Source organism: Natronorubrum aibiense, assembly GCF_009392895.1.
GTDB classification, from domain to species: domain Archaea; phylum Halobacteriota; class Halobacteria; order Halobacteriales; family Natrialbaceae; genus Natronorubrum; species Natronorubrum aibiense.
In genome coordinates this window covers 369090-395420 of record NZ_CP045489.1, presented here as the reverse complement: position 1 = coordinate 395420, position 26331 = coordinate 369090, and the positions used below count along the sequence as shown (strand labels likewise).

General features: G+C 51.0%; 24 protein-coding genes and 3 pseudogenes. 15 read left to right on the top strand and 12 right to left on the bottom strand.

All coding sequences use genetic code 11. From position 1 onward, the window contains the following. Positions 1–46 precede the first annotated feature (46 nt). The 5 genes from GCU68_RS18455 (at position 47) to GCU68_RS18435 (ending at position 7121) form a co-directional block, all read left to right on the top strand. Positions 47–1168, top strand: a complete 1122-nt coding sequence (locus GCU68_RS18455; protein ID WP_152944051.1) for an ABC transporter substrate-binding protein — start codon at positions 47–49, stop codon at positions 1166–1168. A gap of 7 nt (positions 1169–1175) precedes the next feature. After that, a complete protein-coding gene (locus GCU68_RS18450; RefSeq protein ID WP_152944049.1) occupies positions 1176–2330 on the top strand; it encodes an ABC transporter ATP-binding protein in 1155 nt (384 codons plus the stop codon). 376 nt (positions 2331–2706) lie between these two features. Then, positions 2707–3867, top strand: coding sequence for an NAD(P)/FAD-dependent oxidoreductase (locus tag GCU68_RS18445; RefSeq protein ID WP_152944047.1), 1161 nt, complete (start codon positions 2707–2709; stop codon positions 3865–3867). 491 nt (positions 3868–4358) lie between these two features. Then, positions 4359–5159 carry an IclR family transcriptional regulator gene (locus GCU68_RS18440; RefSeq protein WP_152944045.1) on the top strand — a complete coding sequence of 267 codons (801 nt, stop codon included), beginning with the start codon at positions 4359–4361 and terminating at the stop codon, positions 5157–5159. Between the two features lie 618 nt (positions 5160–5777). Beyond that, positions 5778–7121 (top strand): aspartate aminotransferase family protein, encoded by a 1344-nt coding sequence (locus GCU68_RS18435; protein ID WP_152944043.1) that lies wholly within the window; start codon positions 5778–5780, stop codon positions 7119–7121. 95 nt (positions 7122–7216) lie between these two features. On the opposite strand, the gene GCU68_RS18430 is transcribed toward GCU68_RS18435, so the two are convergent. Further along, positions 7217–8515 (bottom strand): glutamine synthetase family protein, encoded by a 1299-nt coding sequence (locus GCU68_RS18430; RefSeq protein WP_152944041.1) that lies wholly within the window; start codon positions 8513–8515, stop codon positions 7217–7219. 235 nt (positions 8516–8750) lie between these two features. Here GCU68_RS18430 and GCU68_RS18425 point away from each other — a divergent pair, with 235 nt between their 5' ends. Next, complete coding sequence (locus GCU68_RS18425; RefSeq protein WP_152944040.1) at positions 8751–9380, top strand: type 1 glutamine amidotransferase; 630 nt, start codon at positions 8751–8753, stop codon at positions 9378–9380. Between the two features lie 35 nt (positions 9381–9415). Here the strand turns inward: GCU68_RS18425 and GCU68_RS18420 are convergent, their stop codons facing one another. Then, positions 9416–10750 carry an aminotransferase family protein gene (locus GCU68_RS18420; RefSeq protein ID WP_152944039.1) on the bottom strand — a complete coding sequence of 445 codons (1335 nt, stop codon included), beginning with the start codon at positions 10748–10750 and terminating at the stop codon, positions 9416–9418. Positions 10751–10927: 177 nt separating this feature from the next. Here GCU68_RS18420 and GCU68_RS18415 point away from each other — a divergent pair, with 177 nt between their 5' ends. Then, positions 10928–11935 (top strand): ornithine cyclodeaminase family protein, encoded by a 1008-nt coding sequence (locus tag GCU68_RS18415; protein ID WP_152944038.1) that lies wholly within the window; start codon positions 10928–10930, stop codon positions 11933–11935. A gap of 519 nt (positions 11936–12454) precedes the next feature. Next, positions 12455–14209 carry a Na+/H+ antiporter NhaC family protein gene (locus GCU68_RS18410; protein ID WP_152944037.1) on the top strand — a complete coding sequence of 585 codons (1755 nt, stop codon included), beginning with the start codon at positions 12455–12457 and terminating at the stop codon, positions 14207–14209. 18 nt (positions 14210–14227) lie between these two features. On the opposite strand, the pseudogene GCU68_RS18405 reads toward GCU68_RS18410, so the two are convergent. Then, positions 14228–14756: pseudogene (locus GCU68_RS18405) on the bottom strand (transposase); the annotation flags it as partial. A 100-nt stretch (positions 14757–14856) separates the two neighbouring features. Between GCU68_RS18405 and GCU68_RS18400 the strand changes: the two are divergent. Further along, positions 14857–15045 (top strand): annotated as a pseudogene (locus GCU68_RS18400) (N-acyl-D-amino-acid deacylase family protein); the annotation flags it as partial. Positions 15046–15198: 153 nt separating this feature from the next. Further along, positions 15199–16199: pseudogene (locus GCU68_RS18395) on the top strand (IS630 family transposase). Between the two features lie 55 nt (positions 16200–16254). On the opposite strand, the gene GCU68_RS18390 reads toward GCU68_RS18395, so the two are convergent. The 4 genes from GCU68_RS18390 to GCU68_RS18375 all read right to left on the bottom strand — a co-directional run bounded on the left by GCU68_RS18390 (position 16255) and on the right by GCU68_RS18375 (position 20922). After that, positions 16255–16995, bottom strand: a complete 741-nt coding sequence (locus tag GCU68_RS18390) for a DUF2270 domain-containing protein (protein ID WP_152944035.1) — start codon at positions 16993–16995, stop codon at positions 16255–16257. A 152-nt stretch (positions 16996–17147) separates the two neighbouring features. Continuing rightward, positions 17148–17993 (bottom strand): arsenite methyltransferase, encoded by an 846-nt coding sequence (locus tag GCU68_RS18385; RefSeq protein ID WP_152944034.1) that lies wholly within the window; start codon positions 17991–17993, stop codon positions 17148–17150. Continuing rightward, positions 17986–18345, bottom strand: coding sequence for an ArsR/SmtB family transcription factor (locus GCU68_RS18380; protein ID WP_152944033.1), 360 nt, complete (start codon positions 18343–18345; stop codon positions 17986–17988). The genes GCU68_RS18385 and GCU68_RS18380 overlap by 8 nt, the downstream gene beginning before the upstream one ends. Before the next feature lie 486 nt (positions 18346–18831). Beyond that, positions 18832–20922, bottom strand: a complete 2091-nt coding sequence (locus GCU68_RS18375) for a transposase (protein WP_152944032.1) — start codon at positions 20920–20922, stop codon at positions 18832–18834. Positions 20923–21143: 221 nt separating this feature from the next. Between GCU68_RS18375 and GCU68_RS18370 the strand changes: the two genes are divergently transcribed. Then, entirely contained in the window at positions 21144–21620 is a 477-nt protein-coding gene (locus GCU68_RS18370; RefSeq protein ID WP_152944031.1) for a winged helix-turn-helix transcriptional regulator, read from the top strand. Positions 21621–21700: 80 nt separating this feature from the next. Here GCU68_RS18370 and GCU68_RS18365 read toward each other — a convergent pair whose 3' ends face one another. Further along, positions 21701–21892 (bottom strand): hypothetical protein, encoded by a 192-nt coding sequence (locus GCU68_RS18365; protein ID WP_152944030.1) that lies wholly within the window; start codon positions 21890–21892, stop codon positions 21701–21703. A 145-nt stretch (positions 21893–22037) separates the two neighbouring features. Then, positions 22038–22502: a hypothetical protein gene (locus GCU68_RS18360; RefSeq protein ID WP_152944029.1), complete on the bottom strand. Its 465-nt coding sequence runs from the start codon at positions 22500–22502 to the stop codon at positions 22038–22040. 182 nt (positions 22503–22684) lie between these two features. Between GCU68_RS18360 and GCU68_RS18355 the strand changes: the two genes are divergently transcribed. Next, positions 22685–23077, top strand: a complete 393-nt coding sequence (locus GCU68_RS18355) for a hypothetical protein (RefSeq protein WP_152944028.1) — start codon at positions 22685–22687, stop codon at positions 23075–23077. 78 nt (positions 23078–23155) lie between these two features. Further along, positions 23156–23419, top strand: coding sequence for a hypothetical protein (locus tag GCU68_RS18350; RefSeq protein ID WP_152944027.1), 264 nt, complete (start codon positions 23156–23158; stop codon positions 23417–23419). A gap of 172 nt (positions 23420–23591) precedes the next feature. On the opposite strand, the gene GCU68_RS18345 is transcribed toward GCU68_RS18350, so the two are convergent. The 3 genes from GCU68_RS18345 to GCU68_RS18335 all read right to left on the bottom strand — a co-directional run bounded on the left by GCU68_RS18345 (position 23592) and on the right by GCU68_RS18335 (position 25080). Continuing rightward, positions 23592–24194, bottom strand: coding sequence for an LURP-one-related/scramblase family protein (locus tag GCU68_RS18345; RefSeq protein WP_152944026.1), 603 nt, complete (start codon positions 24192–24194; stop codon positions 23592–23594). Between the two features lie 173 nt (positions 24195–24367). Then, positions 24368–24703, bottom strand: a complete 336-nt coding sequence (locus GCU68_RS21450; RefSeq protein ID WP_168927115.1) for a hypothetical protein — start codon at positions 24701–24703, stop codon at positions 24368–24370. A 26-nt stretch (positions 24704–24729) separates the two neighbouring features. After that, positions 24730–25080: a helix-turn-helix transcriptional regulator gene (locus GCU68_RS18335; protein ID WP_152944024.1), complete on the bottom strand. Its 351-nt coding sequence runs from the start codon at positions 25078–25080 to the stop codon at positions 24730–24732. Between the two features lie 219 nt (positions 25081–25299). Here GCU68_RS18335 and GCU68_RS18330 point away from each other — a divergent pair, with 219 nt between their 5' ends. Both GCU68_RS18330 and GCU68_RS18325 read left to right on the top strand, forming a co-directional pair. Further along, entirely contained in the window at positions 25300–25791 is a 492-nt protein-coding gene (locus GCU68_RS18330) for a DUF2085 domain-containing protein (protein ID WP_319633704.1), read from the top strand. Positions 25792–25850: 59 nt separating this feature from the next. Next, positions 25851–26285: a TM2 domain-containing protein gene (locus GCU68_RS18325; protein WP_152944022.1), complete on the top strand. Its 435-nt coding sequence runs from the start codon at positions 25851–25853 to the stop codon at positions 26283–26285. Positions 26286–26331 lie beyond the last annotated feature (46 nt).

Below are 26331 nucleotides of genomic sequence, written 5' to 3'. Positions count from 1 at the left end.
CATAATCTTTATCACGACATCGGTCCATTTGTCGAAAAGAGTCGAAATGACTGAGACGCGTGAACATAGTTCATATGATAGGCGAACGGTCCTCGGCGCGGCAGGATCGGTTGGACTCGTTGGGACTGCGGGCTGTCTCACTGACTGGTTCGGTACCGACACAGCTGGTGACGAAGCGGAGGACTCGCTCAATATCTTTCAGTGGGGAGATTACTGGCCGGACGGCTTCGTCCAGAGTTTTGAGGACGAATACGATATCGACGTGAACGTCTCGAACTTCACCTCGAACGAAGAGATGTTCAACGCCCTCAACGCAGGTGGGACCGATCAGTACGATCTCATCTTCCCGAGTGATTACATGGTGAACGTTCTTCATGAACAAGAGATGATCCAGCCGATCGATCTTGATCGGCTCTCGAATTTCGGGAATCTCTCGCAGATGTTTCGGGATGCACCGTACGATCCCGGTGACGATCGGTACTCGGTACCGTATCAGTGGGGGACTTCTGGAATTGGTTGGAACGAAAATCTGATTGGGGACGTCGAGATCACTTCTTGGGAGGCAATGTGGGACGAAGAGTGGGCCGGCCAGATGACGATGCTTGATGATATGCGCGAGAGTATCGGTGCCGCGCTCAAGTTGTTGGGATACTCATTGAACACGACCGACGAAGACGAAATTGAAGAGGCTAAAGAACTACTTATTCAACAGAAAGATCTCCTCAGAACATACAAATCGAGTGGATTCGGAACCGATCTGATCAATGAGGAAAACAGTCCTGTCCACGGCTGGTCCGGAGAAATTATGGCATCGATGTGGGAAACCGAGGATGAAGACGAAGGTTCTCCGATTAACTATATAATCCCGGAAGAGGGAAGCGTCGTCTGGGTCGACACTGCAGCGATCACCTCGGAAGCACAGTCCCCGAACGCCGCTCACGAGTTCATCGATTATTTCCTTGATGCTGAAAATGGGGCTGAGGTCACAAACTATACTTACTACGGTAGTCCAAACGAGGCGGCCGAGGAGCACATCTACGACGAGATTCTCGACGACGAGACCATCTACCCCGATGACGATACGATGGATGAACTCGAATATATCGAGAATATTGGCGACGCAACCACAATCTACGACGAAGCGTGGACTGAAATAACAAACGCGTGATCAATACATGAGCCAGTACGACGTCCAACTTGAGAACGTCACGAAACGCTTCGATGACGTGACTGCAGTTGATGATGTTTCGCTTTCAATCGAACGTGGCGAATTCCTCACGCTACTCGGTCCGAGCGGCTGCGGCAAGACGACGACGTTACGGTGTATCGCGGGATTTGAGACACCCACGGAGGGAGACGTCTACGTCAGAGACGATCGCGTCAATCGTGTTCCGCCGTTTGAACGCGATACCAGCATGGTGTTTCAATCGTATGCACTCTTTCCCCACATGACCGTCGGTGAGAACGTTGCCTTCGGACTCAAAATGCAGGGTATCTCCTCCCCTCGCGCTACCGACGGCGGTACCGTCTCTCGAGCAAGCGGTATACGTGCGTCGCTTGACAACCTGATTGGACGCCACGGGAACGAGGAAATCAACGCTCGCGTCACCGAGGCACTGGAACTCGTCGAATTACCGGGGTTCGAGGATCGTATGATCAGTGAACTTTCGGGGGGACAGCAACAGCGTGTTGCGCTCGCTCGAGCGCTCATCACTGAACCTGCAGTGTTATTACTCGACGAGCCACTCGGCGCACTCGACCTTAAACTCCGAAAGAACATGCAGGTTGAACTGAAAAATCTGCAAGAAGAACTTGGGATCACGTTCGTTTACGTCACCCATGATCAGGAGGAAGCGCTGACAATGAGCGACCAGATCGCGGTTATGAATGGAGGAGATATCGAACAACTCGGGACAGCGACCGAAATATACGAACAGCCTGAAACGGAGTTTGTTGCGGACTTCATTGGCGAAACGAATCTCGTCCGCGGTACGTATCGTGAGACCGACACTGGTGCGGTAATTGAGACAGACGGTCTTTCGTTCGCCGTCTCTCGCGATAACGACGTCACATCCAGTTCCGCGTCATTCGCGATCAGGCCAGAAAAAATTCGACTCGGTGACGACGCCCGCGGGCAGGACAACGAGTTCCGCGGCGAGGTCGTCGAAGAGATATACAAAGGGAATCTCGGGAAGTTTGTCGTCCGCCTTGAAAACGGACAACAACTAACGGTTGACATGCAGATCCGAGATCAGGGAGCATACAGATCGACCGGAGAGTCGATCCAGGTCGGCTGGTCCCGCGAGAACGCAGTCGTCTTGACTTCGTAGTTCTCACCGTGACTTTGTATACATATACCAATGCACTCAAACGGAATCACGAACATGCAGTCGATTACGCGGCCTCGAATCAGTCGTTCGAGTCGTGGATCGACGGTGAACAGATGCCTGTCTCGAACAGCGAAATCATCGCAGTGCTGGACCGTTTCACGAGACGTGAATCGACGTGGCCATCACCGCCTTCTGTTAGGTGTTCGCTCGGGAGTGGTACGAGACAGCGAGCGAACAGACCGAACCATTACAATTCTCTCATAATAGATCCAATTCAACCCCCTAATCAATAACTTCCTCTACATATGTGTGATATCATCTCCATTTTAATCTCGCCCACACACTTATGACCATTGAAATAAAATAACAAATAGAGATGACAAACAGTCAAATTAATGAAAAAACAGTAATCGTAATTGGTGCAGGAGTTGCTGGGTGTCATACGGCATTAGAACTTGCCACTGATCACGATGTTGTTATATTAGATCGTAGTGGTATAGCTGCAGGAGCAACAGGTCTTTCAGCCGGAATTGTCGCACCGACACTCTTCTATGGAGACCTTCCCGATGTTGCTCACTATACGAATGATTTTTTCCAAAAGCTTGACGGTACCCAAGAGTTCGATTTCATTGAGCGAGATCGACTTGATTTTGTTGCCAAAGCTGATGAAGATCATGAACGACAACGGGCTGCCGAACTCGCCCAGAATGGGTTTCCTGTTTCATACCTTGAACCACACGAAGTCACCAAACGATATCCGCAGTTTAATCTCGAATCCTTTGTAGGGGCTGTCCACTACGGAGATACCGGTTGGGTAGATCCTTATACCTATACAACTGTTCTGAAGGCTCTTGCAGAAGAAAAAGGCGCCGTGTTCGAGACTGGTATCGAAGTAGAAAATATCGTTGTTGAAGGTGGGAAGGTCGTTGGTGTCGATACAAATAACGGTCATTATGAATCATCGACAGTAGTTGTTGCAGCAGGGTGGCGTACACGAGAGCTTTTACCTGCTGAGGTTAATATACCTATTCGACCATATCGAACACAATGTGCTATTCTTGATCCAAATGAATCATTAGAGAGTGATTTTCCCTTAGGAAGAATCAGAACAGAACATCTGTACTTTCGACCGGAAGAAAATGGTGATTTGCTAATCGGAGGTAGTCATCACACAGTTGATGATCCAACACAAAGTTCGAGTGATGCAGATGAATCATTTATCCTCGAGGTTGCGGACTATGTTCCGGAACTTGTTGATGGATTCGAGAGTGCTGAACTGGTCAACGGATGGGCTGGCATTGACACTGCAACACCAGATACGCGACCGATAATTGATGCTCCGATAGATGCCCCAGATAACCTCATAATTGCCACAGGATTTAATGGAATGGGAATTATGGCTTCTCCTATTGTTGGTCCTATTGTCCGTCAGCGTCTAACTGGTGAAAACGCTACTTTTTCGACGGAAGCCTTCGATGCGGATCGGTTTGGAGAACTAGGTACTGAGTTTGAATACGTATCCACGTCTGATATTTAATCTAATATATTATATAATAAAACCATTTATGCAACAAAAGTACATCCTCTATCTTGTGATTTCTGTATACTCTTGTGACGGAGAGTCTTTGTGGGTCAGAGTACGATTCAAAGATGGTTCTAAGAGCATATTGTAAAATCTTTAATATACCTATAGCAATTTAATTTGTCTATCAATTATATCATTAACAATATTCTGAAGGTTTGGAATGCCTGCCTATTTTTAGAGGAGACATGGCTGACAACCTCATTTAACCGTAGGCATTCCGACTCAACATTCGTATTTATTTGCAATAAACTTTTTGCATCTTACAATATATATTTGGTATTATAAGTTGGAGTTACGATCGCTGAACTCGAGCTGGTTGCAACCACACTGTGGTTTAGATACAGTTGTGCTGATTGATCGGTATTGTCCTTCTCGACGCATTATTTACTTTTAAACGTCCATCATACACGTACTTATATACGCTAGCAACTATAAGGGAAAACATGGCAAAACAAACAGCAAAGACGACGGAACGATCTTTTTCAATTATAAATACGATTCAAGATCTCGATGGGGCAACGGTAAACGAGCTAGTTTCAGAGTTAGAGATGGCCAAAAGTACAATCCACATCCACCTTCGAACACTCATTGAAAACGGATATATTGTAAAAGAAGGTGAAATGTATCATATTGGACTGCGGTTTCTCAACCATGGCTTGTATGCGAGAACCCGGAAAAATGCATATACACTTGCTAAAAATACTGTTGATCAACTTGCTAAGCAAACGAGTGAAGAAGTTGAGTTCGTTGTTAGAAATAATAACCGTGGTATTCTTGTACACGAATCGTTTCATCCGAGTAGTCAATACCCATCTAAAGAAAGTCGCATTTCTAACTCAGATACTCCTGCCGGAAGTTACTATCATCTACACACCGTTGCGACCGGAAAAGCGATTCTTGCTGAGCTCCCTAATAATCATGTTGAAGAGATAATCAACGAATGGAAACTCCCTGAACAGACGGGACAGACGATTACCAGCAAGGCAGCCCTTTTAGATGAGTTAGAAAAAATCCGCAATCAGGGTGTCGCTTTTACTAGTGAAGAATATGTTAATGGATTATGTGAAGTAGGACGACGAATAAAAAATCCTGATGGGAGCGTCTTGGGTGCCATCGCTATTGTGGGTCCGAAATATCGATTCTCTGGTGATCGGTTTACCGATAAACTACCAGAACTCCTTATAGAATCTGTGGATGAGTTAGAAAAAGAGATTGAGGATTCGTATATGAACGACTATTTATAAGATATTCTATTAACTGTTTCTTGAACTTCATGCATTACCACTAAGGTGTATAAGTGTCTATCCAGTACTTTACAAACATACTGTTGTATGGTTTAGACCGGTTCTTGAAACATTAGGTGGGTAACAGACAGATTGAAGTTGTACATATATACTCGCACGTATAACGTACTTTTATATGTCCAGTGAGGGTAGTCAAACCATGACATTTGTCACATGATACCAGCACCTGTGATTTCTAGTTTATATAATTTGGATGTTTTCTCCACTTCTCTGCTGATTATTACGACGGTACTATTGTAATCATTGGTGGGTGGTCTCAACATGCTACCATTGCGGACCTATTCCATAGATACTGTTCTTTTATATTCCTATTGTGTAGGTTGGTGTCATCAAAATGCACTAGGTACATACGTTCTCTGAACGTTGAATGATAAGCTGCTATCGTCACACAAGGCAGTCATTGCTGACCTGGTAGTGTGTAGGTGGACGCAGAGGTTGTTTGATTTCACCCGCCGGTAGCGCGATTAGCGGATTTCTAGTGTGGTCTGTCTCCCTCTGTCCGATATATGACTAAATCTAGTATAAATGCTTATGACTACCTATGCAGAAAGTAGATACATGGAGATTTGGGACGACCTCGAATCTACGTATATCAATCGAACAGCGACAAGTAAAGAACGGTACGACGAAATTCAGTCACACGTCCCAGCAGGCGTGGCGAGTACGTATCGAGCGTGGGATCCTCACCCATTTGTGGTCGATCGAGCGGAGGGTGTTCATTTGCATGACGTCGATGATAACAGCTACCTTGACTTCGATATGAACAATGGAGCTGGGATGGTTGGTCACACTCATCCCGCCGTCACTGAAGCAATTAAATCCCAACTCGATAACGGGACTCTGTTCACACACCCGCATAATCTCCTTGCTGAGGCCGCGAAAGAACTCAAAAAGCGATGGGACCCGGTTGACCTTGTTCGGTTCACGAACAGCGGTACAGAGAGTACGATGCATGCGATCCGTACCGCGCGAGCGTATACGGGCAAGGATAAACTCCTGAAAATTGAAGGATCATACCATGGTGTCCACGATGCTGTGCTGATTAGCAAATCCACACCGAAGGGAAAACTTGGTCATCCTGAGCGCCCGGCTAAAGTTATCGAAAGTGATGGCGTTCCGGAGGCAATCGCTGATACGGTTGAAATTGCACCATGGAATGATCTCGACGCTATCGAGGAAATTATGCGGAATCACGTCAATGAGATCGGCGCACTCATTGTTGAACCGATCGTTATGAACGTCGGTGTCACGCAGCCATACAAGGAGTTTCTTCAGGGTCTCCGCGAACTCTGTGACGAGTATGGTATCGTCTACATCTTTGACGAAGTAAAGACGGGTGTTAAGGTTGCACCGGGCGGTGCCACGGAGTACTACGACGTTGAACCCGACCTCGTTGCGATGGCCAAGAGCATTGGCGGTAACTATCCAGTTGGCGCTTTTGGTGGCCGTGAAGAGGTCATGCGGACGATTGAAAACGGAGCCGCTCACTTCGGAACGTACAATGGAAACCCATTGGTTCTGCGAGCGGTTACGACTGTTCTCCGAGATGTTCTCACGGACGACGCTTACCAGCACGTCAACGATCTTGGCGAGAAACTCGCTGCTGGCTACGAGGAGATTATGACAGACGCTGGAATCACTGGCCATGTCAAGAACGTCAATTCACAGGGGATTGTCCATTTCACTGACGAGCGGGTCAATAACTATCGAGAGTATCTCGAGCACATCGACGAGGAATTCCACGAGAACTATTGGTTTGCGATGCTCAACCAGGGTGTTCTCCCACATCCGCACCACGCCTCACAACAATGGACAATCAGTGTTCAGCACGAGGAAGAACATATCGACGAGCATCTTGAAGCGTTCAAGAATATCGCTCCTCGACTTGCCGAACAGCAGTAACCGACTTCAGAAAACAGTTGACAATCTGAACCGAGAAATTTAGCACCAGTCGGGTGACGAACACTGCTCCTTTTGGACCACGTTCAACTGGTCGACTAGAGAGTTTTTACGTACTGATCGCGCTCCCACTGTGTAACGTGATCACGGAAGGCCTGAAGCTCGCGCCGTTTTGATGCGGTATACACTTGGATGATATCTGAACCGAGTATCTCTGCGAGTGCATCATCGTTTTCTAACGCCCTCAGTGCAAGTTCGGGTGACTGGGGTAATTTCGGCCGGTTTCCAGTTGGATCCCCAACAACTGGCTCTGATGGTTCGATCCTCTGTCGAATTCCGTGTAATCCCGCTGCAATCGTACTCGCGATGACAAGGTATGGATTGGCCTCTGCGCTGGCAATGCGGTTTTCTGCGCGGACAACTCCTGGTGGGATTCGGATGGCACTCATCCGATTGTCGTACCCCCATGAGGCGGTATACGGGGCAAATGATCCGGGCTTGTAGCGCTTGAAGGCGTTGATATTCGGTGTTCCAAACGCTGCAAGAGAATCTGCGTGCTCTATCAACCCTCCAATGAAGTGACGCCCCTGATTTGAGAGGCCATCTGTATTGCCGAGTATATTTGTATCGCCATCAAACGCACTCACGTGTAGGTGATAGCCACTTCCGGCTCGATCTCCGTATGGCTTCGCCATAAACGTCGGCCATTGATCGCGTTCTCGGCCGACCTGTTTGACGAGGCGCTTGAATTCGAACGTCGTATCGGCCTGTTCGAGGGGACGACCGTAATCAAAGAGCACTTCAAGCTGGCCGGCACCGTGCTCGTGCTGAAGCGACTGAATATCGATTTCGAAATCATCTGCCAAGTCGACGAGTCGATTATAGAATTGAGAAATTTCCTCTGTCGCCCATGTGACGCACTCATGGTTGTCAGAGGTCGCCGGTCCGTACCCATCACCTGTTTCTTCAAGCAAGTAAAATTCCAGCTCGCTCCCAGCGTAGAAGTCGAAGCCGAGATCATTTTGCTCTAAAACTCGCTTCAGGACCGTGCGGGGTGCACCAAGGACCGGCTCACCATCGTACTTGAAATCGCAGATAACCCGTGCGGCATCGTCTCGCCACGGAAGGACATGAAACGTCTTGGGATCAGGATGAACGACTCCATCACCGTAATCAATTTCCGCGCCGAACCCAGTCCCATCAGGGACGTGGTTCCTCGGTGTCTGCGCTAGTAGGAGTAGATTCATGGTGAATCCGTTTTTCCATCTCTCGAGGAAGTAGTCGGTAGTGAGCTGTTTAGACCGTGAGATTCCGTTTATGTCCGGAAACTCGACGAAGATGTGATCAATATCACCACGCTCGAGTCGAGAAACCATCTCCGCAGTAGCATCTGACATATCTCTCACCTTTCCTCAACAGATAGCGGAGTCATCCATAGAGCAGTATTGATTCGACGCGGACAGCACAGAACACCAAAGCCGGCGTATTCACTGTAAGTGCGGTCACTCCTTCGAGTTCGTAGACTTGCGTTTCTATAGAGAGCCATGTGAACTGATCACTATCGCTTCCGTAGGTACTCTAACACAGTCAAAGTACTATAATTTATTGTTCTCCGTTCAGTATTGAGTACTGATGATACTTGTGCTTGATGACGAAGTGAGGCCAAAATATCGCTATCTCGGTCCAGAGATTGCCCACTTTATCGATGAAAGTGAATATCACGTCTATGCTGAAGACCGCGACCACCCTCCGATCGAAGACTACGATGGCATCGTTATCAGCGGGAGTACAGCGAGTGTGTATGAGGAAGGTTATCCTTGGTTTGAGGCACAGATGGAACTCGTAAAAAAGTGTCTCGATCATCAGGTTCCTCTGCTGGGCGTTTGCTTCGGTCATCAACTTATTAATTTCGCGCTTGGAGGTGAGGTCATCGAGGACCGGCGACGAGCGACGTTTGTTGAAATGACGACTGTCGAATCGACCGACCCCGTACTGGAGGGGATCGAATCGATTGTCCCTGTCCTTCACTCTGATCTCGTCGTCGAACCCGGTGCTGAGATGGAAGTTATTGCTGAGACAGATTATAACGAGCATTTCTGTACTCGTCACACCAAGGCACCGATCTGGACGGTCCAGTTCCATCCCGAATTCACTGAACGTGTTCGAGAACAACCGAGCGACTGGTCAGACGGTGAGTACTCGTTTGAGGAATGCAACGCGACTAGGGTGCTTGAGAACTTCGAAGTATACTGCCACCGATAAGAGCGTGTGTTGCCGGTTAGTTCATTGGGTATACACTATTCGAAGACGTTTATGAATGCCTCGTCGAGAGCCTCGATTGCATTCGCGATGTCTGCCTCTTCGATACATAGTGGCGGTGAAATAAGGAGTTGATAGTCCGGCCGACCGACGCCGACTAGAAGTCCATTTTTCTTAGCCTCTTCAGCAACATCAGCCACGGGATTCTCGCTGTCAGCGTCTACCCACGAGTTTGCGAAAGGTTCGCTGCTTTCAGGGTCTTTGACAACGATTCCCCAAAGGAATCCACGGCCGCGAACGTCGGTAATGACGTCGTGTTTTTCTTTGAGTGCTGTGAGTTCATCCTGAAGTACGGGCGCTAGTGACTGGACGTTCTCTATGAGCTCGTTCTGGTACTCTTGAATCGCGGCAATTCCGGCGGCACACGCTACCGGGTGCCCAGCGAACGTCTGCCCAGTCAATGTCCCACCGTCTCGTATGCGATCGCCAAGTTCCTCGCGCATGAGGACACCGCCAAGCGGAATGTACGACCCAGTTACACCTTTTGCGAACGTAATCATATCTGGATCGACGCTTTCAGTTTGCATGGCAAACATTTTCCCACAACGGCCGAATCCGGTTATTACCTCATCGGCGATGAGAAGGATGTTATACTTATCACAGATCTCTCGGACTCTCTCGAAGTATCCTGACGGCGTTGGGTAGCCGCCACTTGATCCAGCGACTGGTTCCATCATAATCGCGGCGATGGAATCCGGTCCCTCATTTTTGACGACAAACTCGAGATGATTTGCTGCTTTTTCCGCGAGTTCACTTCCCTCAGCATCAAATACTTCAGGCAATGGGGGCAAGAATTTGCCGCTGCCAGTCGTCGCTGCATGTGCTTCGACCGTATTTCGAGTGCTTGGGTCGCCAGTAAGAGTTGCTGCGCCATACGTACTGCCGTGATACGACTGCCATCGGGTCAAGACCTTCGGCGCATCTTGACTTTCGCGGGCGAACTGGATCGCCAGTTCATTTGCTTCACTTCCAGAGACGGAGAAGAGGACGTCTGTGAGCGGTTCGGGCGCTACCGCTGCGAGTTCGGAAGCTAATTCTGCTCGGGCATCGTTCTCTTTACCCGAAGAGACGTATGGAATTCTCTCAAGTTGTTTTGTGATTGCCTCGATGATCCGTTTGTTGTCGTGCCCAGCATTGACACAGTAGAGCGATGCAACAAAATCTAGGAATGAGTCTCCGTTAGCATCGGTTACAGTGGCTCCACTCCCTTCGATTATTGGTATGGATTCGTTCTCCGGATTGTGCCAGTGTGGAATATTCCTCGATTCGCTTGATTTGTAGTCCAAGTCAAGGACAGATTCATTGGATTCCATCCTATTCTCTCATTGTTGTTAATCCCATATATTGTTATCGCTGATTTGAATTCCCAGTCATCGGTGTTCGTCCTCTCGTATATTAGATCTCTTTCAAAATACAGTACGAAACTAGTTTATGAGACAATATTACCGGTACAAATTGAATTATATCTCTGATATGATTTGATGGCGAGTATGCAGACGCTCCTACTGTCCAAAGAGGATGTTCGCGAAAACGCGGAAATGGCCGACGTCATCCCTGCTGTACGGGAGGCGTTCGAATCCTACGAACGGGGAATGGCACAGATGCCGGCGAAGTCATATATCGATTTGAAGCAGTACAATGGAGATTTCCGCGCCATGCCTGCATACCTAGACACTGGTGACTGGGATGCAGCAGGTCTCAAGTGGGTCAATGTCCACCCCGACAACAGCGAAAAGTACGGACTTCCAACTGTTATGGGGACAATGATCTACTCTGATCCTGAGACGGCGGTACCCATTAGTCTCATGGATGGGACCGAATTGACAATGAAGCGAACTGGCGCGGCCGCAGCGGTTGCGACGGATGAACTCGCTATTCGCGACGCGACAACGCTCGGTATCGTCGGTGCGGGAATTCAATCATATACACAAGTTGAGGCAATAAGTGAGATTCGACCGATCGAGGAAATCGTCGTTAGCGACCTTGAAGAAACCCGAACCAAGCAGTTTATCGACCACTTCGCCGATCGATTTAGTGTCAGTGCAGGAGATGTCTCCGACGCTGCGTCTTGCGATGTACTTTCAACGGTTACGCCGGTTAGGGATCCAATCGTTACCCTAGACGATCTCGGTGACCACACACATGTCAATGCGATGGGAGCCGACGCGGAAGGAAAACAAGAGCTTACGAATGAGGTACTTCTCAACGCAAAAATAACGATCGACGATCACGCGCAGACGACACATTCCGGTGAAATCAATGTACCATATTCGGACGGCACGATCACGGACAATGATATCTACGCCGATCTCGGTGAGATTATCGTCGGAACGAAAGACGGACGAACGAGTGACGATGGAATCACCGTCTTCGATAGCACTGGCCTTGCGATCCAAGATGTTGCGACGGCACACATTGCGTACCATGCGGCGAAAGAAAATGGAAATGGGACGGAGTTCGATCTCCTCGGATTCGCCAATTCACAGCCTGCACGGTAATTATACCCTGGTGAAACTGAGTGAGCGCTGTATAGATCGACGTTCACACAAACACAATACATGATCCACAACGGATTCACAGAGGCGCTACAGCAGAATCACGAACAAGTGATAACCGATGTGACGCAAGGCATGCGGTTCGACGCCTGGATTGATGGGGTCGCTTGTGAGTCGCTTGATGGAATACGGTTCGAGACAACAGATACCGAGCGATGCTGACCGAGCCTCTGCAACAGTACGCTTGCGAGCCGACTTGGAAGCCCCTGCCTCAACGAAGCGAGCCGTCAGGCGAGCGAAGTAGGCAGGGGTAGTTCACTCCCTTGGACTGTTCGAAGAGATCCGTGCTGTCTATCGGATTGGCTCTTACCGAGGGAGACTATGTTCGTCTATAGCATTACTTCCAATATATTGCTAAATTAATATACTATATGTAATATACGATATATTTACTAAATAGGATCCCATAAGGTAAGAAATTTTGGAATAATTTTATATAGGGACATAGTCAATGGTTGGCATATGCCAGCAGAGACCTATGGTGTATGGTCATTAGTACCACTGCTCTTAGCGATCGGACTCGCTCTCATTACTAGGAAAGCAGCATTGGCGCTGTTTATCGGAGTCTGGTCAGGAGGCGTCATCCACAGATATCATGATAGTATCGAACTAATTGAGTCCTCTTTAGGTGGATTCGATATTCCAGGTTCTGGTCTACTCAGTCAATTGCTCGGTGTGTTTTTAGCGGGAATTTGGGGATTGACTGATTCCCTGCAGTGGATTACAGAATCAGCCGGAGATAGTGTATTTAACATGCAAATCATCATTTTCTGTCTCCTGTTGGGTTCTGCAATCGCAATGATCTGGAAACTCGGTGGGACCCATGCAGCGGCAAATTGGGCCACTAATTACATCAGCACAAAACGTAAAGCAGGGCTCGTCGCATGGGGTCTTGGGCTGATGATGTTCTTTGATGATTATGCGAACTCAGCGATCGTTGGAACGACAATGAAAGACATCTCCGATAACCTTCGGATGTCTCGTGAAAAACTATGCTACATCGTCGACTCCACGGCGGCTCCAGTGTCGACGATTGCCCTTTCCTCGTGGGTTGCATTCCAGATGTCCATGATCGATGCTGGATATCAGGCGACGGATATCGCAGAAAGCGACGTCCCATCTTCGTTTATTATTTTTGTCCAATCGATCCCATTTAATATGTACTCTATCTTGGCGATCTGCATGGTTGGTATCATCGTTGTTACTGGGTGGGACTATGGTGCGATGCTCACCGCCGAACACCGTGCGGCGACGACTGGAAAAGTCAATCGAGACGATGCAGAACCGCTGCAAGATATCGAAGGCGAATTTGGGGATCCAATTGCCAAAGATCCTCCCCTCAGAGTGTTTGTAGTTCCGGTTGCTGTCCTCGTTTCCGTTATGATCGTTGGAGCGCTTCGGACCGGATACTCTGAAGGTGCGGGTCTGTATGACATGATCCTCGAGGCGGATTACGCAGCTGCTCTCGTGGTCGCTGCATTTGCGATGGTCGCCACTACATTTTATTACGCCCACAAATATGATCTCCAGTCAGTTGGTGAGAGCGTCGATACGACGATCAATGGGTTCAATATGATGATGACTGCTTTGACTGTCCTCGTACTCGCTTGGTCGATTGGAGAAGTCGTTGCTGTCCTTGGCACTGGCGAGTTTGTCGCAGCGTACGCCAACGAGTTCCTCACGCCAGAAATAGTTCCAATTGTCGTGCTGGTCCTTGCGACATTTATGGGTTTCACAATGGGAGACTCGTGGGCTGTGATGTCCATCTTGACACCTATTGCTGTCCCTGTCGCATGGAGTCTTACCGGAGATCACGTAATGGTCTCTGTCATCGTGGGTGCTGTCTTTTCGGGAGCAATCTTTGGTGATCATACATCGCCAATTTCTCCAACGACGGTCCTCTCTGCAACGTTCACCGGTGCGGATCTCATTGATCACGTCCGGACACAGGTCTATTATGCGATTCCCGTAGTCGTTGTGTCTGCTATTCTTCTTCTTGTCTGGGGATACGGCAGCCCGATTTGGGGTCGATCAGTCTCAGCGGCAATCGTCCTACTTCCGATCGGCGTGGCAGTGTTGACTCTACTGACCTACGGGTTATCACAGTATGACACTAAACGAAAGAACGTGGATCTTTCAGAAGTTCGTCTCACGCACTCAACTCGGGCCGTTCGTTCTGATGGTGACGGGAGACCAGAGGGAGAGCACTCCGAATAGCCCTCGCTACTTTTGATGAGCGCTGTCCCGTCCCGCGATCAGCGAGGATGAACACGGGTGGCTTGTCGTCATCATATGTTCCACGCCCACGCGTGGACAGGCCACGCGAGCGCGATTCTTGATCGCTCTCGCGGCCTTTCTTCCCGGCTTTGACGTACACTTCGTCGATTTCGACCGGTCCGACAAGATATAGAGAAGGCGCATCGAGCGCTCTGGCGAAGTGCTCGATGCGCCGGTGCATCGTTTTGTGAGTCACCTTGATTTCGCACTGGAGTTGCCGGAGACTCGTGTTAAACCGGAGAAACGCGTAGATTGAGAACAACCACCGGCGAAGTGCGATCTTCGAATGAGTGAAGCTCGTGCCCGTCTTGTCGTTGAACGTGCGGTCGCAATCCTTACAGAGATACCGCTGAAAGTGCCCATAGCTGCTGTTTCTGACCGTTCGGTCAGAACGGCAGCGAGGACAACTCACAGCATCACGCCAGCGAACCTGTTGGAGCAGGTCCGCTGCGACTGATTCCGAGCCAAACACATCGAGCGGAATCATCCGTGTTGGGCACCGCTGACGCGGTGTCCTTGTCCTCTTCGACTCTTCAGCGACTGCTCAATAGTATCAACAATCTCCTACGGAAAAGCGCTCGAATAAAGGACTCATCCGACCTGGTATGGATGCCGATCTCGTGGTATTCGATCCGCGACTCGTCTCCACTACTGCTGACTACGAAAACCCACGACGGTATCCGAAGGGAGTTCCCCATGTTATCGTCAACGGAGAGTTCGTCGTTTGCGATAATAAAGTAACTGGCGTATTACCCAGCCAGACGATTCGAGCATAGGGACTGTGATGAATCACTAGACAACATCAGAGACTATGTGTGAACTGAAACTTCCGGAACGGAAGGGTTCGGTTGTCCATGACAAAATCCGCTCGACGGTACCGTCTATAGAATCCGTTAGAACTTTCTACTCAGATACTGTAGTTAGGCGTAATGGATCACCTTGACGAGATCTCTGTCGAAGAGTTGCAAAATGCTCTCGATAACGTGGAGGGAAAGAAGCCGACACAACGGCTCTTAGCGGCAATTGCGTATAAAAACGGCATCACGCAGACGGAGCTAGCCGAGTGGTACGGCGTTCAGCGACGGACAATCTATAGCTGGCTCAAGCGACTCGACACCGATGAGCCGCTTGAGCAGGCCGTGGCTGATGCTCACCGATCTGGGAGAAAACGAAAGCTCTCAGAAAACGAGCAAAAAGCGTTCGAAGAAACTGTCCACGAATCTCCTGCGGAAGTTGGGATTGACGCGCCGGCGTGGACGCCGGCGCTCGTCCAGCAGTATCTGGAGGAGACGTACAATGTCGAGTACTCAATCCCGAGCTGTCGGCGGTTGCTCAAAGAAGCGGGATTGAGCTATCAAAAACCACGCCGTACAGCCGTTGAGTCTGATGCTGACGAGCAGGAAACATTCCGCGAGGAACTCAAAAAAAGCGGCGGGAGATGGACGCCACAGTAGTCTGTATCGATCAAACCAAGAAATCAGTCCAGGTTGAGCCGTATGCCGCGTGGTTTCCCCGCGGCACGCGGCCACCTGTTGAATTATCTGGACAATGCGACTGGACGAGTCTTTTGAGCACGATCACCGAAGACGGTGATCGATTTTTCTCTCGATTCGAAGAGTATGTGACTGCCGAACACGCAAATCATTTCATTCACGCATTGTGACAAGAATTCGAAGGTGACCTGATCGTTGTACTGGATGGAGCACCGTATTTTCGGGCGGCGGCCGTCACGGACCTAGCGGCCCGTGACGACCTCGCCTTCGTGAGATTACCGGCGTACTCGCCAGAGCTCAATCCGGTCGAAGAGTGCTGGAGACAACTCCAATCAACACTAAGCAACCAGTTCTTTGATTCACTTTCTGAACTCACAACAGCGATTGATACTGCTCTTGATCCGCTCTCTATACCAGAGATGAGTAATTATTTCTAACTTCTACTATAGTTTCGAGCGGTCGAACTCGAATCGGCTTCGTATGGTCGATCGATCATCGATTCCGCGATTCGTCTTTTGCGTCCGAATCCTTCCAGTCGCCTTCCTTTCCTTTGCGGAATTCGCCCTTCGCCTGGCGTTCTCGCGGCCACAGCGCGATTGCGAGCAGCGCGACGTAGAACGCGACGACGACCGCGACCACAACCAGTCCCTCGATTCGAGCGATCGCGGCGGTTTCGATCCAGTCTTCACGCGCTGCGAATGCGGTCACTCTGAAGACCCACGCGACGAGGAGGACGCTGAGCAGCGCGAGATACACGCTCTGCAGGCGATTCGCGAGGGCCTCCTGCATCGATACTTTCACCGTGGGCTCACGGTAGTCCTGACTCAATTCTACTCGCCAGTCGGTGCGTTCGACGTCCCGTGACGGGTCTAGAGCAGTTGCGAGCAGATTCTCCTGAAGCATCCGAACGCGCGCCCGAAAGACATCATAATCCCGGTACCGCCGCGCCTCGATGTGGAGGAAGACCGTGACGACCACGATTCCGATCAACAGGATATAGTGAGGGTTGTCGGGACTTGAGAACGCCCACGTCAGGATCGCCGCCATCACGGTCACCGCCCACGTCGTCGTCTGGTCGAGGCGCTGTCGCCACGTATCCACCCGGCCGAGTTCGCCCCGGTACGCGTGGGCCATCACCGAGCCGAGGCCTGTGCTCTCGTCGACCATTTCACGGCCGATCTCCCTTTGTTCGGGCGTTGTCGGGTCGTGCGTATCGTCGTTCGAATCTCCCATGTGCAACGGACACCGCCCCGTCTCATAAGCGAATGCGGCGCCGGCGTGAAACGTGCCACGGGACGAGACCGACCTCGAATAATTCGTAGGATTTCGGCCAATCCGCCTGCAGGAATACTTGAATGCCCGGGACCACCAGTACTCGAAGTGGGTCAGGCGTCGCGAAGTGGTTTCCGGGCCTCGATGGTTGCAGACACGAGGTAGTCACCGAGGTCCCGGTTAGCGTCCCAGTCACTGATGAACTCGGTGCTCTCGTCCTTGGGCGCTATCTCGATTGTTTCGAAGCCGGCCCTGTCGAGGATCGCTTCGAGGGCGTCGACGGTTGAGGCACCGGCGACGCAGCCAGTCAGCGAGTCCGGATCCATCTTGACATCGTCCGGGAACGGCGCGGTTTGGACGACGTCTGAAATGGCGACGCGGCCGCCGGGCTTGAGAACCCGGTAGACGTCATCAAACACGCGCTGTTTTTCCGGGGCGAGATTGACGACGCAGTTCGAGATGACGACGTCGACGGTCGCGTCTGCGACGGGGAGGTGACTGATTTCGCCGAGGCGAAACTCGACGTTGTCGACGTCGTTCTTCGTGACGTTTTCCCTCGCTTTCGAGACCATCTCTGGTGTCATGTCGACACCGATGACGTCGCCGTCTGGTCCGACCTCCTGTGCAGCGAGGAAGCAGTCGAAGCCGGCACCGGAGCCAAGGTCCAGCACTGTCTCTCCGGTCGTCATCTCGGCGAATGCCTTCGGGTTCCCACACCCGAGGCCGAGGTCTGCACCGTCGGCGACCGACGCAACATCGTCCGCGTCGTAGCCGAGGCGTTCGCTCCCGGTCGCGTCCGTGTCGCCGTCACAGCACCCACCGTCGTCGGTGACATCGATGCCGACATCGCCACAGCAGTCTTGGCCGTCCGAAGCGATAGTCCCGTAGCGTTCGCGCACCATTTCACGGGTCTCCTCGGGGTCGCGGTTACCGGTCGCCGTCTCAGTATCGTTACTCATGGGTACCTCGCAGATCGTCGAGTGTTTCGAGGAGAGCTGCGGTCGTTTCAGTCGGTTCGTAGTACCGCCAAGAACCCTCCTTGCGGCGTGTGACCAATTGTGCGGTGTACAAGCGAGAGAGTGCTTGGCTGACGGCACTCTGACTGACGCCGACTGCGGCTTCAAGATCACAGACACAGACGCCGTCGTCGGCGTTCGCGATTCGGCGAAGCAGTTCGTATCGGGTGTCGTTCCCCATCGCGGTCAGCACCTGGAGATCCGTCGCCATCGCATCCGAGTCAACATCACCGGGCGGTGCACAGCAGGGATCACTCCCTTCCGCGGTTCCGTCAGTGATCGTGTCTTTTGCCATATTAGCTCTAGCTTATACAAGCAACTACTAATATGTTTTCCTCGACGGGACTCGGAATCGGTTTGAAACCCTTAATTGGTGACTGTTCCTAGACAACTTGCTGAATACCTGTCGCGTATTTCACGTCCCACATCACGGAGTATTGAGAGAGGCTTTAGCGGGGTGTTTAAGCACTGGTCAGCGGGTGTATAAGGAAATTCCGCACAACTGCTCCTACGCGGTAGGCGGAGAGCACACCACAATCCTTCACCGGGAGTAAACCATATCCCAATAGATATGCGTAGAGGACACTGGTGATCACTAGTTTCACGAGAGAACTGCTCAGAGAACACTTCCAGAGCATAATTACTACGATCTGGACCTGAAACTATCAACCCGGTGCGGATTCAGCTATCGGTCAGCAGCGAAGTTACAGGAAAACGTCGAAAAGCATCCGGTGTAGAGAGTGTTGCCACTCACGAAGAAGCAGGCTCGGAAAACAAATCTTCAGTCAGGAGGATCGAGCCCGACGTAGTCCTTCGCAATCGTCAGGAACAAATCCGCAGTCACCAGCGGCTTGTGACGGAATTCCGACTCTGCCAGCAACTCCAACTTTACCAGGAGATCGACGAGCCGCCAGACATTGTACAGCGTACATGCGTACAGGAAGTTGAAAAACCGGTACTCGTGATCCATCGACGTCGTCCGGACGCGGAAGCTCTTGATCTGCTTGAACCCGTTCTCAATCCCCCACCGATGCTTGTACTTCCGGATCACACGACTCACCATGTGCGCCTTCTCCACCTCAGACATTTCCTCACCTTCCTCTTCGTCTGGGATTTGGAGGTCTGGGTGATTTGTCTCGAACAGCATGTACAACCGTGTATCCTCCTCGTTCCCCGGAAGATCTCGGTCGTCCTCTTCCTCACGAATCTCCTCGATCACGTCACCAAACATTCGCCCGACGTCCTCCGCGTCACTCTCGGTTGCTTCCGCAAACTCCTGAAGCAACTCTTGGCGGAGCTCGTCGTCTTGATCCGACGAGGGTTCCTCCGGCTCCACCTCGGTGTTGTCCCCCTTGTCGTTAGTGTCGTCTTTCGTCCGATCGGCGTTCATCGCAGGCACATACACTTGCTTCCGAGCTGGACCGTCGGCCTCTTCCGTGACCTCGTGGTTTTCCTTTTCTCTATCGGTGAAGTCGCTCAGTGTCGTTCGATTCTCATTTGCTTCTTCGGAAGAATCCCCATCGCGCTCAATATGAACGAGTTTTCCCTGCCGGCGGAGACGAGTACACGTCGCCCGTTCACTTGAGTACATTTCCCCCGGATTCAGATACCACACATCGTGTTTCTCACAGGTATCTTTCACCGCATCATGGGCGAACTCCCGATCCATCATCACCAACTCAATATCAATCATATCGGTTGCGCTCTCCAACAAGAGATCTACGATAGCTGCCCGTGACAAGCCACGAGGGACCGGAATCTGGTCCAGTACAAGTGGAATGTCTTGGCCAACAATCTGGATACTTGCCCACTGGAAGTACAGATCCGGTAGTGACTCATCATCGTCCTTCTCATCCTCTTCTTTGTAGCCAAGTAGCCACGTATTCGAGAGATTCCCATTACCGTCGAACTCGATTTGGGTGTTCTCCCGATACGGGTTCGACTTCGTGATATCAATGCTCGTAATTACTCCGTCGACAAGCTCTGAATCTCGGCGTGCTCGCTCGATCAATGCCTGTGTTGTCTTTCGATGCATCTCCCGAGCTTCCTCTACCCCGATCTTTTGCAAGTGGTAGCGGTGGGTACTCCCTGTTTGGACGCGATCACGGGTCGTCTCAGCAGCGAAGTTCCAAGTGCCGTTCTCTGCGTACATCTCTTCACGCGACCCGATGAACGCATGTGCCTCCAGGAACGCGTTTTCGTGGACTTCCGTGTTGTCCCCGCGTGGCAGCTGGTAGTTCTCCGTCACCATCGGTTTGGCCTGCTGCCATACTTTTCGGGTATTCGCAATCGTGCGATCTCGGACCGTTGAATCGTCTTGTCTGACAGTCTTGGGCGCGTCAATACTTGGGTCCGGGTGAAACACTTCGTCTGGGGCAGGAACGTCATGTTCGCGTGCGACGTTGACGAGAACCTGTCCGATCGTCCGGATGACTTGCTTGTGATCACTCGAAAGTCGGTTCTCGTTCCACACCCGCCACAGCGTCGTCTTCGAAGCGAGTCCATCCTGGAACCCGAGTTGCGTCACAAGGTCTGAGTTGTCGGTGAGGTAGTTGTGGAGTGCAGTTTCGCCACCCCAGCCTTTGACAATTCGCAGGAGATGACTTCTCAAAAGTGCCTGCGGCTCTCGCTTATCGTGCCATTCGGTGATGTCGTAGCCGAATTTCCAGGGGTTCAACGGAAGATGGCAAATCGCTTCCTCCAGGTCGGTATGATCCGGATGAGCGAACCATTCTTTGATGAACGCGGCAGCATCCCACGCAAGCGGCCACGGATCACCGTTGACAGTGTCACGATCGTCTGAGTGTGGCCACTCCGGGTGTGAACGTAGCGTATCGAAGACCGCTTGGATCGAATCCGGAGTAGCCGTCATATCTAAATTCCATTAATCGACTTTGATTCGAAGTACCTGAACTGAGTCAGGCCGACAGAGTACATACGAGAAAAAACGCGAAGCGGGATGATAATCAATAACCTGTTGAGCAAGCTTGAAGTTCAGATTGACTCTAAATCAAAGCACGCTCTGGTTCAAACTGGAGTTGGAGATCAACAGAACCTTCACATCAGTTGCGACCGCACACAGAACCGGAGAGCATGGCAGACACGCTTAGCGAGTACTTTCAGCGCCGCGGTAGCCTCGGTGTCCTCATTGTGCTAAAAGGCGGACCACACCGTTTCACCGACCTGGCAGAGGCACTCCATATCAGTGAGTCAACGCTAACGGCTCGGCTCGGTGAAGCCCGCGACTTCGGTCTTATCACTCCTGAAATCGATGAACAGGAAACTTCGGTCGGTGACCAGTACCGAATTACCGAACGGGGGCAGTACGTTGTTCGGAAGATGGAGCAGTTAGAGATGGAGCATGCGTATCGGACGATGCTGGACATGCATGCACAAGTCGAGAACGGGAGAGGGGAGTTGATCAAGTGGATCGGGGAGGACGATGTCAGAGAAACCATAGCCAGATGTAGTGATTCGGACCCGTATGTCGATGCATTCGGTGAAGATGTGACGAACAGCTCACGAAGTGAGGTTGATCGAGGGGCGGATGAGTTCTTTACTAAGGAGTAACTCCCCGTGGCTTTATTCTAAGGATTATTTCTTGAGAGTACTGGTCACTATGGCTGCGAACTGACCGTAGCGTACAAACATTACCTCTCCTCTTTCTCTTCTGTTTGGAGTTCGTTGACCTGCTTCTCTAACTCGTGGCGCTGGTAGAATTGTTCACCCATTGCTAATCCAATTATTAGCCCGAATGCGGCACCTAACACATGAAAAAGAAGAAATCCAATAATCATACACATGATACCGGGAATGAGAAGAGAACTAGTCTTCGAGGTCATATTTTATATTTCACCACTTATGTGTATATTCGTTTCCATTTAGCGGGAGACAACTGCGGCAACTGTACTGACCGGTAACTACGTGTGCGAACTGACCGGCTATAGTGGAAAGCGCACGGAAACCACATCCAGTCTGAACCATTGTTCAGCCGTCAATTTCAATTGGGTTCGCTAGCGATTCGCTACAACCTCGCACGTCGTCATCAGCATCACGTGTTTCCCAAAAGGGTATGCCGTGGCCATCTGAATCAATCCGATACGCTATCTGGATAGCATACTCGCCCAACTCTTCTTCAGATTCGATTGTTACCCACTCTGAATGGGTGTTCATCCGAAAGTGGACACGGAATGGCCCCGTCTCGTCGGGCCACTCCTGTGGAATCCATCGTTGTTGAGCGCGACCATCTTCTTCACGGCCATCAATAGTATACGAATCAGAGAGGATTTCTTCATTCTCGTACTCGACACGCAGGCGAACGGTATGCGCTTGTGTGTCTAAATTAATCAGTTCGATACAGTTGAGACGAGGATGTCTGTTAGAAAGAACTGAGGCGGTACATCCCGAAAGTGTACCAGCGAGTAGAGGGAGTGTAGCGCGACGAGAGAGCATATAGTTAGATTCACAACATATTTATATAAGCTTTCTGTGTGAGGGCTTGGAATGGGCGATACTTGTACGGCCTGTACTGAACGGTAACTGCGTGTGTGGATGTACTACTGTGGTTGAAGACTTCTCTAGACGCCAATCATGTTGGCGTGTAGTTATTTAGAGCTGTGCGACAACATCAAGACATGGCCTTGGTAGACTCAGACCGATCGCGTCAACTTGTGCTATTTGCGTCACTTGGCGTGATCGCTCTTCTCACAGGGGTGCGTGTGATTAAGTATGAGCCATCACCATGGAATTGGGTTGCAATCTTCGCTATCGGAACAGCTTTCATATTCGGCCCGATCACGTGGGCTATCCGCGACCGGCTTCCGAAAGAACGGCGCGAACGACTCAGTTACGTTGCTGGTGGTGTCGCTCTGCTCTGTGTATCGATAGTCCTCGGACTTGGGCTCATTGGTGGTAGGCCCCTATTCTTCCTTGACGTCGTTGTACTCGGCAATCTCATCGGCTTTGCAGTCGCATCGCTCATTGAGAGGATAATTATTCCAGAACAGCTTCGCGGCACTACTCAATGATTCTCCGGACATACCGGTAACTACGTGTGCGGTTTGACCACCAAAACAGGTATAGTTGCTTGGTTGAACTATCTATGTATGCAACGTCCAACTCTCTATCATCTCTCAATGGGGACAGCGGGTCTATCTCTTGGATTAGTTGGGTCCAGAACGATTCTTATTGAAGGAACCACCCTCGGTGCGGGGTTAATGGTTCTCGGTGGCGGTGGTATACTTCTCTCAAGTCTATTCGCTCTGTCAGGGCAAAGTTCGTCTGAGTTCGAACCGGGAAATTTCGTTTGGATTGCAGTCGTTGCAGCAATTTTCAGTGTCCTTGGAATGATACTCACATTCTTCCAGTAGACTTCTAATTGAAGGATATCTTCCCCATCCCGTGCCGTAGACAATCTGTACTGAACGATCAAGGCCCGAACATCCGCTCACGTTAAGAACCATTATAGACTAATGAAATGAGCGGGAGCTAGTGAACTCGTCAGAGGACACTATCTCGGGTTTGTTGCCTGTGGAAAACACCTCATTCGTTTTCAAGGGCATCAAGAATACATGCGGAGGCGATGACGGCCTCTTTTGGGACGTCACTGGCGTCATCGATGCTGACCGTGTAGGTGTCCCGCAGTGAGAGCTTTCCCTCAATGTCGCCGACGTGATTTCCGCTGGCGTCGAATATCTCGTACTTGTTCGGGATGAGGTTCGCAACGGAGACGAGGTGTCGGAGTGCTGAGAGAGGTTTGCTCTTCGATTGGATAGTCGCCAACGCCTCCCCGGTGTCGGGGTCACGGATTGTCCAGTTCTCGACGAACAGCGAGAAGTCCTCGTCGAGGACGACGACCTCTTCGCCGGTTCCCGCGTCCGTGATCGCGTAGTTCCCCGCCACGTCCATAATACCGCCCGCCTTCACCGTGAACGCGTCCTCGCCGTTACCGGTGACGAACGGGAACTCCTCTTTCATCTTGAACATCTTCTGCTTCCCGCGCAGGACGACGTTACCAGCGCTGTCACGGACGGCGTACTTGTTCCGGATCGCTGACTGCTTGACCTCGTAGCGGTCGTCATTAAGGTCGACAGTGGAGAGATCGTAGCTTCCTGGCGGAGAACCAGGTGAGGTGGGCTTAGCCATGGGTGATGAGTGATCAGATTTCAAGAAAAAGCTTTTGATGACTTCAGTTCATCACTATGCAGCGTCATGCTTTGATTGTCACTCGACGAACCAACACGGTCTGGTTGGACGGTTGTGGGGGTGGGATTTAGTCAGGAGAGACTGGAAGCGCTCGCTGGCATCCGTAGAGACTGTCAGATGACGAACTGTTCGATAAGGACCCAAAGCGTTACTGCCAGCACGAAGACCGTCACACCAAGAAACGGAAGGTCATCGTCTCGTCGTACGAACGCACCACCTTCGTGGCGGAACCAGTCGCGGACGATGAACCAGAAAAGCATCACCCCACTCAAAAGAAAGATCCAGGCGTCCTCGAACCCTTCCTGCACGAGATCCAACGTTGCCAGCGCCGTAATTACTAACGCGATCCCTACCCAGATGACGAACAGTATCGTGGGGCGATTGAACGTGAATTCCTCAGGGTGGTCGTGCGAGAAATTTGGAGTAGTTCGATCCGGACGGACGGTCAAAGCGACTCAAGCGGGGATCGAACCGACTACTCCTCGTACGCGAGGTTCATAATCCACTGCGAGAAGGCGTCGCTGTTAGGATCAATCTCTTCCTCGCCGACAAACGGCGAGAGCATATCGCCGGCCATCAGCAGTCTGAAATCGAGGTCTCGTGCGGTCGGCGAGATGAAGTAGGTGTTGTGGCCCTTATAGATGGTTTCCTCTCGATCGACCAGTTCCTTTTCAACGAGCGATTCGACGATCCGGCTGCCCTTGCGCGAGGAGATTTCCAGTTCCTTCCAGAAATCGCTCTGGTGGATGCCGCCGGACTCGCGGATGAGCTCGAGACCCGCTCGCTCGTCCTCGTTGAGTTCGGCTTCGGCCGTGGAACTGCTCATGGTGGCCACCTCGCCGTGTGTACTGCTATAGGCAGGAGTGCATCCATACTACATTCAAGACAAGACAACTCGTTAAAAAAGTACCTTTCATCAACTGTCGATTCGACCGCGGTGCCACTCTCGAGTCTCTCGCCGTCTTCCTAGATACAGTCCACACCAGCCAGCGTCAAGACCTTGAGAACATATCAGAACAATCGATCTATCGCAGACGTGGCATGGATGATCCGCCGTGAGTCCAGTAGATACATCCCGTCACTCTGCGAGAATCGTCCTATGCGGATCGATACTGCAGAGCTACGAAAGGGTCTGAGCAAGACGCGCCGATTCGTGCTCGCACACCACCTTCCGTCTGAATTCTATCGGTGTTATTCACCTTCTGTCTTCGGTCACCGTGTTCACATCTGCGCGCGGTGTCTGGGCATCTATCCAGGGATCGCCATGGGACTTCTCTCGTATAGCATCATGTTTCGAGGCACCGATGCGCTTCTCGCTGTTGCGTTGCTGCCTGTTCCCTCGTTTGTCGACTGGGCAGTTACGACGTTCCGCGACCGGCGGGGCTATAATATCGTTCGAACCGTAACTGGTGCGTTACTCGGCTCTGGATACGGACTTGGACTCGCGTTGTTGCTGTTCGACTCTTCGGTTGCCGTTCTCGGTATTGGTCTCGTATATGGTATCATCGCTTTCAGTTCGATCTTATCTTCGTGGTGATGCGAGTCCAAACGATCAGGTACTTATGTCGAGTCTGAGAAGAAGTCAGTCTTCACTACATGAAGTACTGTATTAATTGTGGCGAGCAGATCGCCGACGATGCAGAGTTGTGTACCAACTGCGGGGTCAATCAAACCATATCTCTCGAGGGAAGTTATGACGAGCGGGCTGAAAACGAGAAGTACTGTGTCGAGTGCGGGACCCTGATAACCAAGCAGGCGGAAATCTGTCCGGACTGTGGTGTTCGACAGCCTTCCGTGCAGGGATCGGCAGATTCAGACAAGATCGCGGCCGGCGTTCTGGCGCTACTACTCGGCGGCTTGGGGGCACATAAATTTTACCAGGGAAACATGAAACTCGGCGTACTCTACCTCTGTTTCTTCTGGACGGGTATCCCCGCAGTGCTTGGCCTAGTTGAGGGAATTCTGATGCTTATCGCCGACGATACCGAGTACGAGGAAAAGTACGCCGACGGTAGTCTTCTTGGGCGATAATACCGTCCCGAACACGGAAGACTGTAAGTCCTTCTTCTCTACAGGA

Excerpts from the sequence above, each read along its gene's own strand:
- GCU68_RS18455 (WP_152944051.1), top strand. The coding sequence starts at position 47 with ATGACTGAGACGCGTGAACATAGTTCATATGATAGGCGAACGGTCCTC.
- GCU68_RS18450 (WP_152944049.1), top strand. The coding sequence starts at position 1,176 with ATGAGCCAGTACGACGTCCAACTTGAGAACGTCACGAAACGCTTCGAT.
- GCU68_RS18445 (WP_152944047.1), top strand. The coding sequence starts at position 2,707 with ATGACAAACAGTCAAATTAATGAAAAAACAGTAATCGTAATTGGTGCA.
- GCU68_RS18440 (WP_152944045.1), top strand. The coding sequence starts at position 4,359 with ATGGCAAAACAAACAGCAAAGACGACGGAACGATCTTTTTCAATTATA.
- GCU68_RS18435 (WP_152944043.1), top strand. The coding sequence starts at position 5,778 with ATGGAGATTTGGGACGACCTCGAATCTACGTATATCAATCGAACAGCG.
- GCU68_RS18430 (WP_152944041.1), bottom strand. The coding sequence starts at position 8,515 with ATGTCAGATGCTACTGCGGAGATGGTTTCTCGACTCGAGCGTGGTGAT.
- GCU68_RS18425 (WP_152944040.1), top strand. The coding sequence starts at position 8,751 with ATGATACTTGTGCTTGATGACGAAGTGAGGCCAAAATATCGCTATCTC.
- GCU68_RS18420 (WP_152944039.1), bottom strand. The coding sequence starts at position 10,750 with ATGGAATCCAATGAATCTGTCCTTGACTTGGACTACAAATCAAGCGAA.
- GCU68_RS18415 (WP_152944038.1), top strand. The coding sequence starts at position 10,928 with ATGCAGACGCTCCTACTGTCCAAAGAGGATGTTCGCGAAAACGCGGAA.
- GCU68_RS18410 (WP_152944037.1), top strand. The coding sequence starts at position 12,455 with ATGCCAGCAGAGACCTATGGTGTATGGTCATTAGTACCACTGCTCTTA.
- GCU68_RS18390 (WP_152944035.1), bottom strand. The coding sequence starts at position 16,995 with ATGGGAGATTCGAACGACGATACGCACGACCCGACAACGCCCGAACAA.
- GCU68_RS18385 (WP_152944034.1), bottom strand. The coding sequence starts at position 17,993 with ATGAGTAACGATACTGAGACGGCGACCGGTAACCGCGACCCCGAGGAG.
- GCU68_RS18380 (WP_152944033.1), bottom strand. The coding sequence starts at position 18,345 with ATGGCAAAAGACACGATCACTGACGGAACCGCGGAAGGGAGTGATCCC.
- GCU68_RS18375 (WP_152944032.1), bottom strand. The coding sequence starts at position 20,922 with ATGACGGCTACTCCGGATTCGATCCAAGCGGTCTTCGATACGCTACGT.
- GCU68_RS18370 (WP_152944031.1), top strand. The coding sequence starts at position 21,144 with ATGGCAGACACGCTTAGCGAGTACTTTCAGCGCCGCGGTAGCCTCGGT.
- GCU68_RS18365 (WP_152944030.1), bottom strand. The coding sequence starts at position 21,892 with ATGACCTCGAAGACTAGTTCTCTTCTCATTCCCGGTATCATGTGTATG.
- GCU68_RS18360 (WP_152944029.1), bottom strand. The coding sequence starts at position 22,502 with ATGCTCTCTCGTCGCGCTACACTCCCTCTACTCGCTGGTACACTTTCG.
- GCU68_RS18355 (WP_152944028.1), top strand. The coding sequence starts at position 22,685 with ATGGCCTTGGTAGACTCAGACCGATCGCGTCAACTTGTGCTATTTGCG.
- GCU68_RS18350 (WP_152944027.1), top strand. The coding sequence starts at position 23,156 with ATGCAACGTCCAACTCTCTATCATCTCTCAATGGGGACAGCGGGTCTA.
- GCU68_RS18345 (WP_152944026.1), bottom strand. The coding sequence starts at position 24,194 with ATGGCTAAGCCCACCTCACCTGGTTCTCCGCCAGGAAGCTACGATCTC.
- GCU68_RS18335 (WP_152944024.1), bottom strand. The coding sequence starts at position 25,080 with ATGAGCAGTTCCACGGCCGAAGCCGAACTCAACGAGGACGAGCGAGCG.
- GCU68_RS18330 (WP_319633704.1), top strand. The coding sequence starts at position 25,300 with ATGATCCGCCGTGAGTCCAGTAGATACATCCCGTCACTCTGCGAGAAT.
- GCU68_RS18325 (WP_152944022.1), top strand. The coding sequence starts at position 25,851 with ATGAAGTACTGTATTAATTGTGGCGAGCAGATCGCCGACGATGCAGAG.